This window comes from Mangrovimonas spongiae, from assembly GCF_003944795.1.
Taxonomy (GTDB): Bacteria; Bacteroidota; Bacteroidia; order Flavobacteriales; family Flavobacteriaceae; genus Mangrovimonas; species Mangrovimonas spongiae.
This window is the reverse complement of the sequence record NZ_RWBG01000001.1, coordinates 61,134-80,188: the sequence shown is the minus strand read 5'-3', so window position 1 is coordinate 80,188 and position 19,055 is coordinate 61,134. Positions and strand designations below refer to the sequence as shown.

General features: G+C 33.5%; 16 protein-coding genes. 7 read left to right on the top strand and 9 right to left on the bottom strand.

The window, feature by feature from the left end; all coding sequences use genetic code 11:
* Nucleotides 1-51 precede the first annotated feature (51 nt).
* Nucleotides 52-1,299 (top strand): NAD(P)/FAD-dependent oxidoreductase, encoded by a 1,248-nt coding sequence (locus tag EJA19_RS00380; RefSeq protein ID WP_125466361.1) that lies wholly within the window; start codon nt 52-54, stop codon nt 1,297-1,299.
* Between the two features lie 24 nt (nt 1,300-1,323).
* Here the strand turns inward: EJA19_RS00380 and EJA19_RS00375 are convergent, their stop codons facing one another.
* Both EJA19_RS00375 and EJA19_RS00370 read right to left on the bottom strand, forming a co-directional pair.
* Entirely contained in the window at nt 1,324-2,991 is a 1,668-nt protein-coding gene (locus EJA19_RS00375) for a hypothetical protein (RefSeq protein ID WP_125466360.1), read from the bottom strand.
* Between the two features lie 75 nt (nt 2,992-3,066).
* The gene (locus EJA19_RS00370; protein WP_125466359.1) at nt 3,067-4,011 is read right to left on the bottom strand and encodes an NAD-dependent epimerase/dehydratase family protein; all 945 of its coding nucleotides are present in this window, start codon (nt 4,009-4,011) and stop codon (nt 3,067-3,069) included.
* 127 nt (nt 4,012-4,138) lie between these two features.
* Between EJA19_RS00370 and EJA19_RS00365 the strand changes: the two genes are divergently transcribed.
* The 3 genes from EJA19_RS00365 to EJA19_RS00355 all read left to right on the top strand — a co-directional run bounded on the left by EJA19_RS00365 (nt 4,139) and on the right by EJA19_RS00355 (nt 10,411).
* On the top strand, nt 4,139-4,651 hold the full coding sequence (locus EJA19_RS00365) for a hypothetical protein (protein WP_125466358.1): 513 nt from the start codon (nt 4,139-4,141) through the stop codon (nt 4,649-4,651).
* A 119-nt stretch (nt 4,652-4,770) separates the two neighbouring features.
* Nucleotides 4,771-8,172, top strand: a complete 3,402-nt coding sequence (locus EJA19_RS00360; protein WP_125466357.1) for a T9SS type A sorting domain-containing protein — start codon at nt 4,771-4,773, stop codon at nt 8,170-8,172.
* A 154-nt stretch (nt 8,173-8,326) separates the two neighbouring features.
* Entirely contained in the window at nt 8,327-10,411 is a 2,085-nt protein-coding gene (locus EJA19_RS00355) for a M13 family metallopeptidase (RefSeq protein ID WP_240640172.1), read from the top strand.
* Nucleotides 10,412-10,483: 72 nt separating this feature from the next.
* Here EJA19_RS00355 and EJA19_RS00350 read toward each other — a convergent pair whose 3' ends face one another.
* Both EJA19_RS00350 and EJA19_RS00345 read right to left on the bottom strand, forming a co-directional pair.
* Nucleotides 10,484-11,176: a tetratricopeptide repeat protein gene (locus EJA19_RS00350; RefSeq protein ID WP_125466355.1), complete on the bottom strand. Its 693-nt coding sequence runs from the start codon at nt 11,174-11,176 to the stop codon at nt 10,484-10,486.
* Between the two features lie 49 nt (nt 11,177-11,225).
* The gene (locus EJA19_RS00345) at nt 11,226-13,523 is read right to left on the bottom strand and encodes a M28 family peptidase (protein WP_125466354.1); all 2,298 of its coding nucleotides are present in this window, start codon (nt 13,521-13,523) and stop codon (nt 11,226-11,228) included.
* A 126-nt stretch (nt 13,524-13,649) separates the two neighbouring features.
* Between EJA19_RS00345 and EJA19_RS00340 the strand changes: the two genes are divergently transcribed.
* Entirely contained in the window at nt 13,650-14,117 is a 468-nt protein-coding gene (locus tag EJA19_RS00340) for a CBS domain-containing protein (RefSeq protein WP_125466353.1), read from the top strand.
* Nucleotides 14,118-14,121: 4 nt separating this feature from the next.
* Here EJA19_RS00340 and EJA19_RS00335 read toward each other — a convergent pair whose 3' ends face one another.
* The 4 genes from EJA19_RS00335 to EJA19_RS00320 form a co-directional block, all read right to left on the bottom strand.
* A complete protein-coding gene (locus EJA19_RS00335) occupies nt 14,122-14,472 on the bottom strand; it encodes a hypothetical protein (protein WP_125466352.1) in 351 nt (116 codons plus the stop codon).
* Nucleotides 14,473-14,479: 7 nt separating this feature from the next.
* Nucleotides 14,480-15,049 (bottom strand): HNH endonuclease, encoded by a 570-nt coding sequence (locus EJA19_RS00330; RefSeq protein WP_125466351.1) that lies wholly within the window; start codon nt 15,047-15,049, stop codon nt 14,480-14,482.
* A 97-nt stretch (nt 15,050-15,146) separates the two neighbouring features.
* Nucleotides 15,147-15,644, bottom strand: a complete 498-nt coding sequence (locus EJA19_RS00325) for a DUF1648 domain-containing protein (RefSeq protein WP_125466350.1) — start codon at nt 15,642-15,644, stop codon at nt 15,147-15,149.
* Nucleotides 15,626-16,051 (bottom strand): putative signal transducing protein, encoded by a 426-nt coding sequence (locus tag EJA19_RS00320; RefSeq protein ID WP_125466349.1) that lies wholly within the window; start codon nt 16,049-16,051, stop codon nt 15,626-15,628. The genes EJA19_RS00325 and EJA19_RS00320 overlap by 19 nt, the downstream gene beginning before the upstream one ends.
* A gap of 27 nt (nt 16,052-16,078) precedes the next feature.
* On the opposite strand from EJA19_RS00320, the gene EJA19_RS00315 reads away from it, so the two are divergent.
* Together EJA19_RS00315 and EJA19_RS00310 are read left to right on the top strand one after the other, a co-directional pair.
* Entirely contained in the window at nt 16,079-17,050 is a 972-nt protein-coding gene (locus tag EJA19_RS00315; RefSeq protein WP_125466348.1) for a helix-turn-helix domain-containing protein, read from the top strand.
* 66 nt (nt 17,051-17,116) lie between these two features.
* Nucleotides 17,117-18,268, top strand: coding sequence for an iron-containing alcohol dehydrogenase (locus EJA19_RS00310; protein ID WP_125466347.1), 1,152 nt, complete (start codon nt 17,117-17,119; stop codon nt 18,266-18,268).
* A 58-nt stretch (nt 18,269-18,326) separates the two neighbouring features.
* Here the strand turns inward: EJA19_RS00310 and EJA19_RS00305 are convergent, their stop codons facing one another.
* On the bottom strand, nt 18,327-19,052 hold the full coding sequence (locus EJA19_RS00305) for an acetolactate decarboxylase (protein ID WP_125466346.1): 726 nt from the start codon (nt 19,050-19,052) through the stop codon (nt 18,327-18,329).
* Between the last annotated feature and the right edge of the window lie 3 nt (nt 19,053-19,055).

Genomic DNA, 19,055 nt, shown 5'->3' with positions numbered 1-19,055 from the left:
ATTTTGGATTGCAAATTTAAAATAATATATGAATAATATACTATTATGACTATGAGCTCTATAAGCACAGATGTTTTAATTATAGGTGCAGGACCTTCTGGATGTGTTTCTGCAGCCTATTTACATCGCCAAGGAATTAATGTGAAAGTTGTCGAAAAAAGCCAGTTTCCAAGGTTTGTTATTGGCGAAAGTTTGTTGCCTAGATGTATGGATCATTTTCAAGAAGTGGGGCTTTTAGATTGTTTAAAAGCCGAAGGTTTTGAGGTTAAACCTGGTGCACGATTTTTAAGAGATGATATTGTGTGTCATTTCGATTTTAGTAAAAAACATACCGAAGGCTGGGATTGGACCTGGCAAGTGCCTAGAGCCGATTTTGATAATACTTTAGCGCAAGAACTTATAAAAAGAGGTGTTGATATTGCTTTTCAGCATGAGGTTGTTGATGTTATATTTAACGACGATGGAAGCTCGCAAACGACCATAAAAAATGCCGAAGGAGAAGCGTATCAAGTTAAGGCAAAGTTTATTGTAGACTCTAGTGGTTATGGTCGTGTTTTGCCAAGACTGTTAGGTTTAGACAAACCTTCTAGTATGCCAGAACATTCTTCTATTTTTACACATGTTAACGACCTAAAAAGACCAGAAGGTAAGGAAGGTACCATGATTACGTTTGATGTATTAGATAAAGATACGTGGTTTTGGGTAATTCCGTTTTCTAATGGTATAACCAGTTTAGGGTTTGTAGGTAAAAATGAATTTATAGATTCTTTTGAAGGAACAACTACAGAGCGTATGAAACAGATGATAGAAACCTCTGAGTATTATAAAAAACGTTTTTCTGGATTAGACTTTGAATTCGATCCTATTTGTATTCGAAATTATTCCAAAGCTGTTACTAAATTTTATGGAAACGGTTTTGTGTTAACAGGAAATAGTGCTGAGTTTTTAGATCCCGTATTTTCATCTGGAGTAACTTTTGCTACCGAATCGGCTTTGTGTTCGGCAAAGTTAATTGCAAAACAGCTACAAGGGGAAACTGTCGATTGGGAAAAGGAATACGCCGATTATATAACGTATGGCGTAGATGTTTTTAGAACTTATGTTGAAGAATGGTATACGGGAAATTTACAAACTTTATTTTTTCACCGACCAGAAAATCCAGACATTAAAAAACAAATATGTGCTGTTTTAGCTGGATATGTGTGGGATAAAACCAATCCATTTGTAAGAAAGCATAAACGAATTGTGGCTAATTTAGCTCATTTAATTAATATGGAAAAAGAACAAGCGAATAGGTAACTACTCGCTTGTTCTTTTTATAAGTTATTTTAGACCAATTTTTACAAGAACATCTTCTTTTCTCTTCTTGTAAAACTCAACAATAAACGATGTATCAGATGTTTTTATAACACGATTGGTATTAAATTTTTCTGCTACAAATTCATCGGTAAGATTTCGTGTATCAAAAACGCTACTTTTAGACATGTTTCCACTATCAAAATTAATTTTGTAAGACGTTAAATAGCCTCCTTTACCGTCGGTATGTTTATAAGGATACTTATCTTCAGGTAAATCCATATTTTTCACATTATCTAAGAATAACAAAAACAAATCGTTAGGTGTTGTAAGGTATGTGTACGACATACCTCCTTGACTATAGTTACCTTCTTGTTTTTTAGGTATTTTTTTAAACCATGCTAAAGAGCCATCAGCATTTACTTTAGCGGCTAATATGTTTTCGTAGTGGTAGGAGTAATAAGTACCTGTATATTGCGAGTGATGTCTTACAACATAAAATTGTTCGCCTATTAAAGTGACAGATCCATTATTATGAATAACAAAATCTCTTAAAACCATATTTTGAAGTTCGGCACCTTCATCGTTTTCCTTTTTATTATTTCTTTTTTTAGCCCTTTTACTAATGTATAGGTTTATAACATCTAGAGGAATTTCATGGGTGACTGATTTTAAAATTTCACCATCTTTAGATAGCTTAAAAATAACAACTCCATCGGCGCTATCTTTATTATGTTTTTTACTTATAAAACTTCCTTTTAAAAGCCCTTTATTATAGTATCCGGCACAATATATTTGGTTGTTACTCGTTTCAAATAGGCTAATACCGTTTATAAAAATTTTGTCTAGTTCTATTTTGGTTTTGGCTATATTGGTTTCGCCTTTTAATAACCTAAATAGCTCAATGTGATAGTTAGCATTTTCGTCTCTTTTTTTCTTTTTATCATCATTACTATCATCGCCAAAAACTTTTGTGAGAATGTAGCCTTTTCCTTCGTTATCTACAGCAAAATCGAGTAAATCCATACGCCTTTCGGTATAAGGCATTTTATATTCTTTACTCCAGTCTAAAGACATGTCGTTAGTATTAAAAACATTAACACCTATAATGTCGTAACTTTTAACATCTCGCTTTACTTCAGGTTTTTTTCTGTATTGGATTAAAAGTTTACCATCATCTTGAGAGGTTAAAAAGTCAAATTTCATGCCTTTAGAGATTTGTAATCCCATAATATGCATGGTTGTAAAAAAGGAGCCGCCTAATTCTCCTTCTATATCTAGAACTTTAACCGAGTTTTTGTCTATTTCACATGTGTTTATGTCGATAGTATTGTAGAATAAACGGTCGTGTTGTGTTTCATCTGACCAAGATGAGTAGAAAAAATAGATCTTATCATTAAATTGAAGCATTTTCTCTGGGTGATAATTTTTAGGCAGAAAATAATCTTCTTTATACTCTTTTCTTATCGTTTCTTCTAAAGAGTTGGTGTTAAACTGTTGTACATAAACAGAACTTCTACGCATTTTAATGGCAACCATTTTATCATTGTGAACAAAGAATTTTCTTTTTCCATCAATAACTTCGTAAGGCTTACCAACTTCATATGAATATTCTGAAGATGTATTGTTAGATTGTGAATAGGCCGTTAATCCTAAAAAAAGACTTAGAATTAAAAGAACAATGTTTTTTTTCATGTTTAAATTTACTTTGGTTAAATACGCGAAGCGGGCAAAGTAAGAAAATTAAACAAAAAAGAAAACCCAACCAATTTAAGATTTGGATAAATTATCTAGCATTTCCTTGGTAATGGCATCCAAATCAAAGGAGTGTTCCCAGTTCCAATCGTTTCTAGCGTGAGAATCATCAATGCTTTTTGGCCAAGTGTCTGCAATGTCCTGTCTGTAGTCTGTTTTGTAAGTAATTGTAAAGTCAGGAATATGTTTTTGTATGGCTTTAAACATCTCTTTAGGCGTAAAGCTTACGGCAGCTAAGTTATACGACGACCTTATTTTTATAGCACTATTGTTGGCATGCATAATATCTACGGTAGCTTTTATGGCATCGTCCATAAACATCATAGGAAGTTTGGTGTCTTCAGATAAGAAACACTCATAAGTGTTATTTTTTAAAGCTTCGTGATAAATTTCTACTGCATAGTCTGTAGTGCCACCACCAGGAAGCGTTTTCCAACTTATAATACCTGGATAACGAATGCTTCGTACATCAACTCCGTAGTTTTTATGATAATATTCGCACCAACGTTCGCCAACTTGTTTGGTTATACCATAAACAGTAGAAGGTTCTACAATGGTATGTTGGGGTGTATTATCTTTAGGTGTTGTGGGGCCAAAAACTGCAATACTAGATGGCCAAAACACTTTTTTTATAAAGCCTTCTTTGGCTAGGTTTAACACATGAAATAAGGAATTCATGTTTAAATCCCATGCTTTCATAGGGTATTTTTCTCCTGTAGCACTTAGCATGGCGGCCATTAAATAAATGGTATTAATATCATGCTTTTCAACACAATCTTTTACTGAAGCGTAATCTTGTGCATCAACTATTTCGAATGTGCCAGAATTTACAACACTTAAATTATTGTAATTAATATCGCTGGCAATTACATTGTCGTTGCCATGAAGTTCTCTGAGTTTAAACGTTAACTCAGAACCAATTTGCCCACAAGCGCCAATAATTAAAATCTTAGGAGTCATTTACCAAATTTTAGGGGCTCAAAAGTAAAAATATTTTGTCTTAAATGCCTTAAAAATATATTAAAATCGCTCATTATAGACGTATAAATCACGAAATCAATATATTTGTAATTCTAAGCGTTTTTAAATGAAAAAACTAGTTGTAATTTGTCTTTTAATGTTGTTTTTTTCTTGTGGTCAAGAGCAAAATAATACACCAGAAAGTACCCAAGAACCCACCTCTTACAAACTAACTAAAAATGAGATAAATAGCATTAATATAACAGAGTTTGAACTTGATGCTAAAGTAAAAAAGATAACCCAAGATTGGGGAAAATATAACGAACTTAGTAATATTATAGACAATGTAAAGAATGGCGATACGTCATTTTTTATGGGAAATCATGAAACTTTAGAGGCTTTATTAAATGATTTTAAAACCTCTCTACCAAAACAACTAAACTCTCCTTCGATTGAAGCTAGAATAGTATCTTTAGAAAATGCTTTTTATAAATTTGAAAGCTTGATAAACCTTTCCAATAGTAAACAAGATGCTATTACAGAGTCATTAAAAACACTACTTGAATCCTTTTCTAATTTAAAGTTTCAAATGAATAAGAAATTAGAAAGAGAATCTCAAAAAATTGAAAAACCTGTCTAATTCAGCAGATTAAATATCCTTAATTGTTTTTAAGGTTTTGTTAATAATTATCCTATTTTTGAGAAATTTTATAAAAAAAGCAACAGCATCTAATGTTGTTTTTTGTGAAAAACAAAAAAATGAAAAAGATACTATTTTTAGGCGCATTATTATGTGTCTTCATGGCTAATGCACAATTTAACCAAGATGCCCCTTGGATGCAAGAGCTAAACATTAATCAAAGAAGTACCACTAATAACCCAGTTACGTTTAACGAAATTGTTACTGCTTTTAATACGTATTGGGAAACCAGAAATCCAAATACTAAAGGAAGTGGATTTAAGCCGTTTAAACGTTGGCAAAATTACTGGCAAAATTTTGTAGACGAAGAAGGTGTTTTACCAACATCCTATGAGTTGTGGGCCACTTGGGAAAACGCACAGGCGCGTAACTCTAATAGAATAGATGAAAGTAATTGGTACCCAATAGGACCATTCGAGCATACAAATACAGGATCTTGGTCATCTGGTCAAGGTCGGGTAAATGCCATTACGGTAGACCCTAATAACCCAAATGTATATTATTCTGGAGCTCCCGCTGGTGGGTTGTGGAAGTCAACAGATGCAGGTAGCACTTGGACAACAACTACAGATAATTTACCACAAATAGGTGTTTCTGGAATTGCAATAGATTATAACGATTCAAATACCATTTATATTGCTACAGGTGATGATGACGCTGGGGATTCTTACAGTGTAGGCGTTTTAAAATCGACAGATGGTGGTTTAACATGGAATACAACAGGATTAAATACCAGTAATTCACCTTCATCGATGAACGATATATATATTCACCCTTCAAACTCCAATATTTTATGGGTAGCAACCAATAGTGGTGTGTATAAATCTATAGATGCAGGAACTACATGGACTAATACTCTTTCGGGCAATATTAAAGATATCAAACTAAAACCAGGAGACCCAAATACTATTTACGCGGTATCACCGAGTGTTTTTTATAAGTCGACCAATGAAGGTGATAGCTTTAGCTCTATTATAGGTCAAGGTCTACCTTTTACTTCTTCTAGGTTGGTTATCGATGTAACAGCAGCAAGTTCTAATGTTGTTTATGTGCTTTCAGCTGACGGGAATAACGCTTTTGGAGGGTTGTTTAAATCAACAAATTCTGGAACAAGTTTTACCGAAACAGCTTCGCAAGCTACAGTTGGCGATATTTTTGAAAGCACCCAAGCTTGGTACGATATGGCCATGGCAGTATCAGATGTAGATGAAAACGAAGTTTATGTTGGCGTCCTTAATATTTGGAAGACGACAAACAGCGGAACAAGTTTTACAAAATTAAATTACTGGAACGCACCGTTTAGCGCGAGTTACACGCATGCAGATATTCATTTATTACGATTTTTTAATGGGGAGTTGTATGCTGGAACAGATGGCGGCTTTTATAAATCGTCCGATTCTGGAGCAAATTTTACAGACCTAACCGAGGGCATGCAAATAAGCCAATTTTATAAAATTGCAGTCTCTAAACAAACATCAGATAAGATGGTTGGAGGCTTGCAAGATAACGGCGGACACGCTCTTAATAACAATCAATGGCAAAACTATTATGGCGCCGATGGTATGGATACAGCAATAGATCCGGCTAATCCAGATATGTATTATGGTTTTACACAATTTGGAGGAAGTTTAAATGTGTCTGATTCTGCAGGAGGAGGATTAAACGCTCAAATTAATAGTCCCGATAGTGAACAAGGAAATTGGGTAACGCCTTTAGTTATGAATAGCGAAAGCGAACTATATGCTGGATTTTCAAGCCTATATAAACTATGTGGTTCTTCGTGGCAAGTTGTGTCGCCAAGTTTTGGAGAGAATATAGATAAATTAGAAATAGACGATTTAAACCCAGATAATATTTACATCGCGATCAATTCATCTTTAAGAAAAAGTACTAACAGAGGAGTTAGTTTTGCTACTGTTCAAAATTTCCCTTCCAATATTACTTCTATAGAGGTTAATAATGGAAATAGCGATATTTTGTATGTGACAACTTCTGGACTAAATGGAGGTGTTTATAAATCGATTGATGGTGGTGTGAGTTTTTCAAATATTACAGGAAGCTTACCAGCAGTAACAAAAAATGTGATAAAACATCAAGATTTACACACCCAAAATCCCCTTTATTTAGGGACTTATTTAGGGGTTTATAGATATGATGATACCACACAAGACTGGGAACCTTTTAATATTGGTTTACCAACAGTCTCTATAACCGATTTAGAAATTAATACCAACGATAATAAAATTACCGCAGCAACCTATGGGCGAGGGATTTGGCAATCAAACTTGCAAACCGAAACCGTTGCTAATGAGATTGCACTTACAGCTATTTTAGGTTTAGAAGCTAGCTTTAATTGTGGAAATACCTTAGATGGTATTAATATTGAAGTAGAAAACCTAGGAACAACTTCAGTAACTTCTGTAGATGTCGACTATACTCTAGATGGCTCTTTAAACACCTTTACTTGGAGTGGAAATATTCCAGTAGGAGAAACAGCAACAATACCATTGCCAACACTAAATATAAATGCTATTGGTAATCATGAATTAGAAGTAATTTCATCATTTTTTAACGATTCTTATGGGTCAAACAACAAGCAGATTAAAAGTTTTTATACCAATTTATCTGGCGAAGTAAACCAAGTTAATACTTTCGAAACAGCATCGGATGATCTTTTAGTGAGCGATGGCGGGAACTGTGGTGGAGGTTATTGGGAACGTGGTGTTCCTACAGGACTTTTATTAAATTCAACAACTTCTGGAACCCAAGTTTATGGCACAAACTTATCAGGAGATTATGATAATAATATAAAAAGCCATTTAGTATCACGATGCTATGATTTAACCCAATTAAATAATCCTGAATTAAAGTTTAACATGGCTTATAATTTAGAAGAAGATTGGGATATTGTTTATATCGAATACTCGACAGATTCTGGAGCCTCTTGGGATGTGTTGGGAACAGCAAACGATCCCAATTGGTATAATAGCGATACTGCCGAAGGTGAAAATAATACGTGTTTTAACTGCCCAGGAGCACAATGGACAGGAACTAATCCTTTAATGATACAATACAGCTACGACCTATCTGGATTTGCATCAGAAAGTAATATCATGTTTCGTTTTGTGTTTCATTCAGATCAAGCCGTTGTGGAGGAAGGCGTTATTATAGATAATTTTGAAGTAGCAGGTGTTTTAAGTGTAAACGATACTCATGTTAACCATTTTCAAGTATATCCTAATCCTTCATCTTTGGGGTATGTAAATATCTCTATGAAGCAACCACAACCATTCGATGTTTCAATAGTCGATATCACAGGAAAAATAGTGCTACAAGAGCAAAATATTCAACCTACAACAAACAAATACACTTTAAATATAGGTCAATTATCCTCAGGTGTTTATCTACTTAATTTAAAGGAAGGCAACAGAAAAGTCACCAAAAAGTTAATAATAAATTAAACCTATTTTAAACATAAACTTAAAAAGCTCCTCATTTTAAAGAGGAGCTTTTTTATTAATATTATGTTAATCTCTACACCTAAAATCTTCAAAACAACCAAAATATTGGTAAATTGTAAGCTATAATTTAAACTACTAACAAATGAACACTAAAATGAATAAATTTTTAATTGTTCCCGTTATTGCCATGGCAGCTTTAACATCTTGTAAACAAGACGATAAAAAAGACGTTGCAGTAGTCGAGGAAGAAGCTGTTCCAGGAATTAATCTGGAATACATGGATAAATCGGTAACTCCAGGAGAAGATTTCTTTAGACATGTTAATGGAACATGGCTAGATAACAACGAGATACCATCAGATAGAACACGCTGGGGAAGTTTTGATGAGTTAAGAAAACAAACCGATGAAGACGCTTTAGGCATTTTAAAAGCAGCTATGGCCGATGATAAAGACCTTAATAAGATTGACGTTTTACCAGGATCAGATCAAGAAAAGGCCGTGCAGCTTTTTCAAACTATCATGGATACAACATCAAGAGACGAGCAAGGTGTTAAACCATTAGAGCCTTATTTAGCAAAAATAGATGCTATTGAAAATATAGATGACCTTGAAGATTTCTTAATTGAAATGGAGCCAGCAGGAGGTGCTGGATTTTTTGGTTTTGGCGTTGGGTCGCATCCTAAAAACAGCGATTTAAATGCTGCTTATTTAGGTAATGGATCGTTAGGGTTAAGTCGCGATTATTATGTTGACGAAGATGCCGATACGAAAGAAAAACTAGAAAAATACCGTAAGCACATTGCTAAAATGTTGCAATATATAGGTGAAGATGAAGCTACAGCTCAAGAAAAAGCAAACAGTATTTTAGCTTTTGAAACAAGCATGGCTAAACCAAGAATGACTAAAGAAGACCGTAGAGATGCACGTAAGCGTTTCAATCCAAAATCTTTAGAGCAATTAAACGCTATGACACCTACTGTAGATTGGGAAAAATATTTAACCGGCATAGGCGTAAAAGAAATCGATACGGTTATAGTAACCGATCCAGGCTATTTTAAAGCGCTCGATGAAATACTAAAAAAAGGACATGTACAAGACTGGAAAAATTACCTAGACTGGACATTATTACGTCGCTCAGCAGGATTGCTATCAACCGAAATAGACAAAGCAAACTGGGAGTTTTATGGTAGAGATTTAAGAGGGTCGAAAAAGCAACGCGATAGAGAAGAGCGTGCCTTAAATACTATTAACGGAACCATTGGCGAAGCTCTAGGGAAGCTTTATGTAGACCAAAAGTTTCCGCCAGAAGCTAAAACAAAAGCTAAAAATATGATTGACAATATTAAAATAGCTTTTGAAAACCGTATTAATAATCTAGACTGGATGGAACCTGAAACCAAAGAAAAAGCAATTGAAAAGCTTAAGAAAATGAAGGTTAAAATTGCCTATCCAGACCAATGGAAAGATTATTCTAGTTTAGAAATTTCTAGTGTTGAAGACGGTGGAAGTTATTTTGATAACATGAAAAATGTGTCAAAATGGAATTTCCAAGAAGATTTAGCCGATTTAGGACAACCAGTAGATAAAAGCGAGTGGCTTATGGCACCACAAATTGTGAATGCTTATTTTATGCCTCCGTATAACGAGATTGTATTTCCAGCGGCTATTTTACAGCCACCTTTTTATAACTATCAAGCCGATATGGCTGTTAATTACGGTGGAATAGGAGCTGTTATTGGTCATGAAATTTCTCACTGTTTTGACGATTCGGGATCACGATATGATGCCGATGGAAACTTAAACAACTGGTGGACAGATGAAGATTTAAAAGAATTCACCGCTTTAGGAAAACAATTATCAGATCAGTATAGTAATGTAAAAGCCTTGCCAGATGTTAATTTAAATGGCGAATATACTTTAGGAGAAAATATAGGTGATTTAGGTGGTGTTAATGCTGCTTACGACGGACTGCAATTGTACTTAAAAGAAAATGGGGATCCAGGAAAAATTGATGGGTATACACCAGAGCAACGCTTCTTCATGTCTTGGGCAACCGTTTGGAGAACTAAGTATACAGAAGATGCTTTAAGAAGCCAGATAAAAACAAATACCCATTCTCCAGGAATGTATAGAGCTACTATGCCGTTAATGAATGTTGATGGTTTTTATAAAGCCTTTAATGTAAAAGAAACAGATAGTATGTATTTAGCACCAGAAGATCGTGTGAAAATTTGGTAATAATAGTTTCTTTAAAAAATAAAAAGAGCGGCATTTTTGCCGCTCTTTTTATTTTAATTCATTTTAGTTGAATTAGTCTTCCGTTTTAGGCTTTTGCCCTATTAAAGCGTCTTTACTTAATTGTGCTAAATTAAAATTAGGTGCTAAAGCTAGTGCCTCATCCAAAAAAGTAATGGCTTTGTCTATATTGGTGCTTTTGTTTTTATTAAAAGTAACTAAAGCTTTTAAATATAAAAACCCAGCTTTTAAAGGCACACGATAAGGTTGTTGGGTTTCGTAGTAGGCTTTGTACATATCGTCTTTACTGTTTTCTAACCCATAGTCTACAAATGTTGTTGCCTGTATAAGATTTTGATTTTGCATATTAAGCTCTGCCAATTCGTATGCTACAGTTGTACTTGGATTTCTTTTAAACAAAACATCAAAATGTTCTATAGCCTTTTGCGATTGCCCAATAGCTTTTAACGACACCGCTTTAATTTCTACAGCTAAATCAGAATCGGTTGTGTTTTTTTCAACGCCAATAGTATTTAAGGCTTGCATATACATGCCTTCGCTCATATAAACATAAGCTAAGGTGTCTTGTCGTTTTGTCGATGGATCTAGGATGTTTAAATGTGTTAAACCATCTATAATTCCTCTGGCATCACCTTGGGCTTTCATTTGTTTGTAAAAAGCTTCGTAATGTGTTTTTAAATTGGTTTGGTTTTGTGCCATACTGTGTAACCCTAAAACCAATAAAACCAATGTCGTAATCTGTTTCATGTCTCAAATTTTAAGTGCCAAAACTACTAAAATTAATACGGATTTCCATTTAATCTAAAGTGACAGTTTTTTTAACAATTACAGCATCGTTTAATACAAACGGTTTGGGAATCATATTATCAAGGCGTTTAGGGATGTTAAACCTCTTGTTTTGTAATAAATTGAATGTTGCTTCAAAGAATTCCAACGATGTTTTTTGATTGGCTGGAATGGTTAAAACTATATCCAAAGGCTCATCATCAGCTATATAATAGCTAAATAAACGTTTGCTTTTTCGATTGCCAAAAACAGTGTTTGATGGTGTGTTTTTATGTGCTTCTACACCATTAATAATGGCGTTGTTAAATACTAAAGTAGTGTCTGCATAAACTTCAATGCGTTCGGCTTGACGTTGCGATTTAAAACATAATTCAACCGTTCTTTTTCCATTAATTATAGTATCCCAAGATATATCAACAATAGGTTTTGGTAGTTTTTTAACTTTAGCAGAATTCATATAAGTAAATCCCGTACTGTATTTGCTAGCAGCTGTATAATCTTTTAAAGGAAGCGCTTCTTTAGGTGAATTACCTAATTTACTTTTATTCCATTCATCTAACATGGTATCGTAAGTCGCCCAAGAAGCTGTATTGTTATTGTCATCAAGTATGTAAACTAAACTGTTAGGTTTTGGTGTTTCATTAGTAAAATCTGAATTTAAAAATGCTGAACCTAAAAACCATAATCCAATAACAGAAAATAGTAATGCCCATCGATTTTTATGTTTAAAAAACCCGAAAACAGGTATTAAAAATCCAAAAATTAAACTTACAAAAATACAGGATACAAAGAGGATTTTAAGTCCTAAGCCTACAGGAAACATTTTTACAAAAGGCGCCATGATTGTTATTACAGGAAAGGCTAATAAAGCTAACAGAATAAGGTTGGGTTTTTGTTGTCTAATAATTACAAATAAGCTTATAAGGGCAAAATATACCGGAATAATAAAAAAGCTAGCACCTTCTAACTTAAAAACAATAAAAGCGCATATAACTAGCCAAATAGTAATTGGAGCAACAAGTAAGTTAGCTGTGTTTTTTTCTGCATAAAACTTGTGATAAATATAAAAGCAAATAGTAAGCGATAACCCAACAAAGGCTACAATATAGGTATGCCCATTATAAGTAAAGCCATGAAGCATTTCTTGGTATTGCGGAAATATGGCCAAAATAGTTTTCCATAGTATAAACCCTAAACCTCCAGTTAGTCCTAACGATATTAAAAAAGAAAGAAATCCTTTTCCAATACTCGAAGAGTTTAAAACACGACGTTTAAATCCATAAATAAGTAGTAAAATAAAGATGACAAAACCAATAATAAGCATAGGAATATTCCATGCAAACGGATAAATAACGGTTTTAAATAAAGGCACATTAAAGTAAATATAATCTTCGTTGCTTTTTACTTGTGTTAAATCGGTTTTAGCAAAGTAACTCAACAAAGGCATGAGATAGCTTCCTTGATGCTCTAACGAGTTTCTATCGGTACGTTGGTAAGTGTCTAGTGCCGTGTGGTAATCAAAATGATCATCAATAAAAGCAAAATTAAAACCATCAATATCGGCATCTTCTCTAAAGCGAGTTAAATCGGTGTCATTTGGGAGCATTTTATAAATGCTATAAGCTAAAGAGTTTGCTACAGGAAACTCAGGGTTAGCCGCTACAAAGCCTTTCATTAAATTGGCGTTGCCTTGATTGGTTTCAATAAGCATATAACTAGGGCCGCCACTTCCTCGTGCTTCAAAATTTAGAACTAGCCCAACATCTTTTGCCCACGAATGTTGTTTTACAAAAATATCGGCGCCATTTAACCCTAATTCTTCACCGTCAGTAATTAATACAATAATATCATTTTTTGGGGTGTTGCTTTTAAGGTATGCGCGTAAGCCTTCTAAAATGGTAACTACGCCAGATCCGGCATCGCTAGCACCAAACGAAGAATGTGGGTTGCTATCGTAATGCGACATTAAAAGCAAGGCTTTTGTAGGGTTTGTACCAGGTATTCTAGCCACAATATTTTTAGGCTTAGATAAATTTCCCCATTGGCTTATAGAGTAACCTTCTTGAACTTCGGGTTGAAGTCCTAGTTTTTCTAATTCAGAAATAATATAGTTTCTAACTTTTGTGTGTGCTTGATTTCCTAAATAATGAGGTGATTTAGAAATTTCTTTAAGTTGAACTAAAGCACGTTGTGTAGAAAATGTATTGTCATTAGCATTTAAATCTGAAATAGTATTGGGAAGCAAGACATAGAAACTCCAATAAACAGCACCAATAAGTAAGGCAAAAGCGACAAGTTTTTTTAACATAAAACAAAATTTATGGTAAAAAGATACAACTTATTACGGATTATTATAGAAACATGAATTCAAAATTATGTTTAGGAAAAATCAATTAAAAAACTTATATTTAGATAACTCTAAACACTGAAAATCATGGGTATAAAAAGTTTTCAAGGGGCGAGGAAGCAACAGCAAAGTAATGTTGAGCATGAGCCCATAAAAGTAAGCGATTATATGACAAAGGACTTAATTACGTTTAAGCCTGAACAATCTGTTGAAGAAGTTATTCAAACACTAATTACAAAGAAAATTTCTGGTGGTCCTGTTGTTAATGATAACAATGAGTTGGTGGGTATAATTTCTGAAGGTGATTGCTTAAAACAAATTAGCGAAAGCCGTTACTACAATATGCCAATGGCACAAGATAATGTAGAAAGCCGTATGGTAAAACAAGTAGAAACTATAGACGGCAACATGGACGTTTTTGATGCAGCTAAAAAGTTTCTTAACTCAAAAATACGCCGATTTCCTATTCTTGAGAATGGTAAATTAGTTGGTCAAATAAGTCAAAAAGATATTCTTAAAGCGGCCTTACAATTAAAAGGACAAAAGTGGAAATAACCTATTAGTTTTCACGCTTAACCAAAGCAAAATAATCGTCTTCTAAAGGTAAATAGCCTTGGTCGTAAACAAAATAATACGTTTTTCCCACTTTTGTGGTATAAAGAGTTGTAATGTAATTAAAATCAAATCCTTTTTCAATAAGTTTGGAACGACTTACTTTTGTTTTTTGATTAGGGTTAAGCTGTTCTAAAATTCTGTAATTTTTTCTAAGTCGGTTATTAACGTTTCTTACAAGATTTTTAGAGTCTTTATTTAATCTATTATTGTAAGTATTGCGACAAGCATCGCTACAGAACTTTTTGTCTACACGTCCTATAAGTTTGTCGCCACATTCCAAACATTGCCTTTGCATAAGGGATTTAATAATCTGTTACATGCCCCCAATTTTCACCGGATTTAATGCGCCATAATTGCATTTCAGAAATACCAAATTGCTTGGCAATCATTTTTAAACGTGTTCTTCTATTGGGATCAAATATTTTACGTTTAATTAATTTTACTTTGGCTTCACTAAGTTTAGAGTAAGGAATATTTTTTTTGCGTTTTGCCTTACCTTCTATCACTTTTGGGTTGTTGTCGTGGTGTTTGCCTAATTCTCCATGTGTCATCCATTGTAAGTTTTCAACATGATTATTTTTCTTATTGAAATCTAAATGGGTTACAAACCGCTTATTTTCGCTGTTTTCAATAAATAACTCTGCAACTAATTTGTGCAAATACCGCGTTGTTTTCTTCCCATTTGGAAGCTTTAGGTTTATCACTTCGTAACCATTTACTGGTCTTGATTGATATAATTTGTCGTCTTTGTCTTCTTGTCCATGTTTTACACGAACAACACGACCATAATTGGAAATTTTAAAATATTCCAAAGGGTTGTTTTCTGGAAAGGAAAAATCTTTCCATACTTCATCATTAAAGGAAACTATCATAACTATTAATCTTAAAAGGGGTACTGCAATATACAAAAAATAATGTTGTGAAACGAGTTAACTATATAGCATAGAAAAGTTTAACGTTTTATAAAGATTATTTGATTTTTGATGCTTGAATTAAATAAAGAAGTAAAGGAAGAAAAAATAAAACTGGAAGTGCTGGAAACAGGAAATTATTAATGCTTAATGAGGGATATAATACCGTTGCAATGGTCGCAAAAGTTAATGCCAAACAACTTATAGCAACAATAAGGTTTATCCACCGTAGTAACCGTGTAGATAGTTTATAATGTTGTTTTGCATTGTCTTGAGTTAAAGTTGTGGGATAATTAAAAATCCAAGGGTACTGGTTTAATTTAAAAACAGCCAAACAAATAATGCTAGAAATAATAGGGCTAACCCAAAGTAAGTTTTTTGCTCCCATACCATTAGCGTCTTTACTTGGCCAATTAAAATATATAGGAACTTTGTTGGGTAATTGGACGTAATGATAGGCTATAATAATTGCAGAAAAGGCAAGCAAACAACATGTTGTTATTTCAATAGTAATATCAAAAGATGTTTTGGGTACTTTTATTTTCGGCCGTTGCATGACATATCTTTATTAATAGTATGATTTTGATGACAACTAAAACAGTAAAATTTACTGGAAAAAATAGGGATAGGAATACCGATTATTATCCAAAGAACTAAAGATACTTTTCCATTAAAACCAACCCCTTTAATGTTTCCAGAACCACAATTGGGGCATGTTATGCTGCTATGGGAGTATTCAGTTTGTAAATCGGGCTTATCATTTAAAATTTTTAAAGCGGCATCATAATCATGTTGTTTAACTTGAAGCTTAACACCGCCTAAAGCATTCGATAAAAAATTATGGGTTTGTATAGTAAACTCATCTTTTACGAAGCATTCTATACCAAACGATTCTAGTTTACTTCTATCTATTGCAAGTTCATGAGGAAACATATATGTTGAAACGGTTACAAAAGTCGTCATCTATTTTTTTTGTAGATTTTAATAGTCATGAAAGATACTTATTTAAACCGAATACTTTTTAAAACTTGTATCGTTTTAGAAGGATTTCTGCCTAACTTTGCATCCCAAAAATTTTACGGCTACATGGAAATTATTAATTATACCCTTAAAGAATATTTCGATCAAAAAAAGTCGCCTTGTCTTTCGTTTAATGTATTAGGTTTAGATGATAAAAGTATTCAAAATGAAAAAACACTTCACAGAAGTGATTATTTTCAGGTTTTACTTTTACAAGAAGGTGAGGTAAATCAAGGGATAGAGCATGAAAATTTTCAGCTGTCAAAGAATGAAATATCTGTTGTTTTTCCGCATCAAATAAACACTTTAAAAATACAGGACCAAGCTAAAGGAATTATAATACAGTTTGATGAGGTTTTATTTTGTTCCGATTTATTAAAAAACGAACTCATTTCTTATAACAACGATTTAATGAATAAGTTAAATCATGTAACATTAGATGACACTTCTTTTTTAAAAATTAATAATTATGGGATTCAAATTTTCGATTTATTCAAGAGTTTATCGCCTATTAAAAAAGAACAAATACGGTTTTATATAAAAATTATGCTACTTGAAATAATTGAAGCTGCTCACCAAAACTACCAAGGATTTCAAGCTCCAGGCGAGTTAGATTATTTTGCGCGTTTTAAAACATTAATAGAAGCTAATTTTAAATCAAAACGTACCGTAACGTATTATAAAGATCAACTACAAATAACCGCAAAAAAACTCAACGAAATTTGTAAAAGCAAAACAGGCCAAACAGCTTTAAATATTATTCACGAACGTATACTTACCGAGATAAAAAGACTTCTTATTTTCTCTGGAAAGAACCATAAAGAGATTGCTTACGAATTAGGGTTCGATTCGCCATCGGCACTTAACAAGTTTGTTTATGCTAAATTAAAAGAGACGCCAAGTGAATTAAAAGAAGAGCTTTCACAAATTTATAAGTATTAGGCAGTTTTTTATAATTAAAAACGGCCTTGTCTCCAATAGTTTTGCCTCATCAAAAAAATATAAACGATGAGTAAATTATTTATTGCAGGAGAAGTACTTCATAGTGCAGGAAGTCTCGAAGAATTAAAAAATGTAAAAGGGCAAAAAGCAGTTATAGTAACAGGTGGAAGCTCGATGAGAAAAAGCGGTTCTTTAGATAAAGCCGTATCCTACCTTAAAGAAGCTGGTATAGAAACAGAAATTTTTGAAGGTGTAGAAGAAGATCCATCTTCGGCTACATGTATGAAAGGTGCTGAGGTTATGGCAAACTTTCAACCAGATTGGATTATTGGTTTAGGAGGATGTTCAGCCATCGATGCCGCTAAAATGATGTGGGTATTTTACGAACACCCAGATGCTGATTTTGATGCCATGACAAAGCCTTTCTCTGTACCAACACTAAGAAACAAAGCAAAATTTATTGCTATTCCTTCTACAAGTGGAACAGGAACAGAAACTACGGGTCTTGCTGTGATTACAGACCGCGAAAAAGGCGTTAAATATCCTATTGTATCTTATGAGCTAACACCAGATATTGCTATTGTAGATGGAGAAATTTGTGCTACAATGCCAGCAAATGTAACTTCAAATACAGGATTAGATGCCCTAACACATTGTGTGGAAGCTTATGTATCTAATATTGATGATAACTATGCAGATGCGTTAGCAAAAGGTGGTTTAGAAATTGTATTTGATAATTTAAAGGAGGCTGTAAATAACCCAACAAATATTAAAGCGCGTCAAAATATGCACGATGCTTCTTTTATGGGAGGGTTAGCCTTTAATAATGCTTGGTTAGGTATTGTACACTCATTATCTCACCAAGTGGGAGCACTTTATGGTATTCCGCATGGCGCATCAAACGCTATTTTCTTACCTAATGTAATTCGTTATAACGCAAAAGTGTCTAATCGTTTTCCAGACTTAGCCAAAGTAATTGGTAAAGAAACTGCAGAAGACCTTGCTGTAGCTGTTGAAGGTTTACGTTCTGAAGTAAACAATATAGCAACTATTAAAGAGTTTGGAATTTCTCAAGAAGATTGGGAAAAGAACTTAGATTACATTGCAAATAACGCTTTTGTAGATCCATGTACAGGTTTTAACCCTAGAAAACCAACAGTTGAAGAGCTAAAAGATATTTATAACGCTTGTTTCCATGGCGACGTTGTAGATTTTTAATCAATCTTCTATTAAGATAAAGTTTGAAGTAATAAATCCAGTTTTTTTAAAGCTGGATTTATTGTTTTGGGAGGTACAATGTCATGTTTTTTATGTTTACATTATCTAAATGGCCCATTTTAAGCTCATCTTGGGTTATTAAATGCATATGTAAAAAGGAGTCATGATGCGTAAAAACACCTTGATGTTTTGTTGAGAAAAAACCTACTATTTCTACAGTTTCATTTTTCAATTCATAATTTGTTTGTCCTTGGTGTGCTTCATCTGGAGAAGATACTTTAGTGCCTTTTGGTAAATTTTGAATATGTATTGTGGCGTTAGAAACCATTCCAATTAATTTGAAAGCAAAAGGTCTTTTAAAGTTTACGGTTTTGTGGTCGATAAATTTTTCTAAATCATGAATGGTCTTAATGTTAGAAGGTAATTTAATTTTATGCCATTCTGTGACATTGCCATATACAAAAAATGGTGCCGAAACATCAAATTGCTTGTCAACTAGCATAGTCGAATCGGAAGTGACTCTCGACACATAACTTTTTCCATTATTAATTAGTAATTCTCCTGTCAAATAACTTACGGGGCCAAGTCCATAAAGTCCATTTTTGTTAGAAATAGTATCGAGAGTGATACTGCTACCTAATTCGCCTTTCCACATCACGTTTTTCATGGCACCAACAATGGTGATATCGGGATAGGTTTTTTCGGAAGTTATCTGTTTTTTTCTAGTGTTGTTACAGCTAAAAAACACAATACTTAATAGTAACAGAATCTTGAAATTTCTCACGTA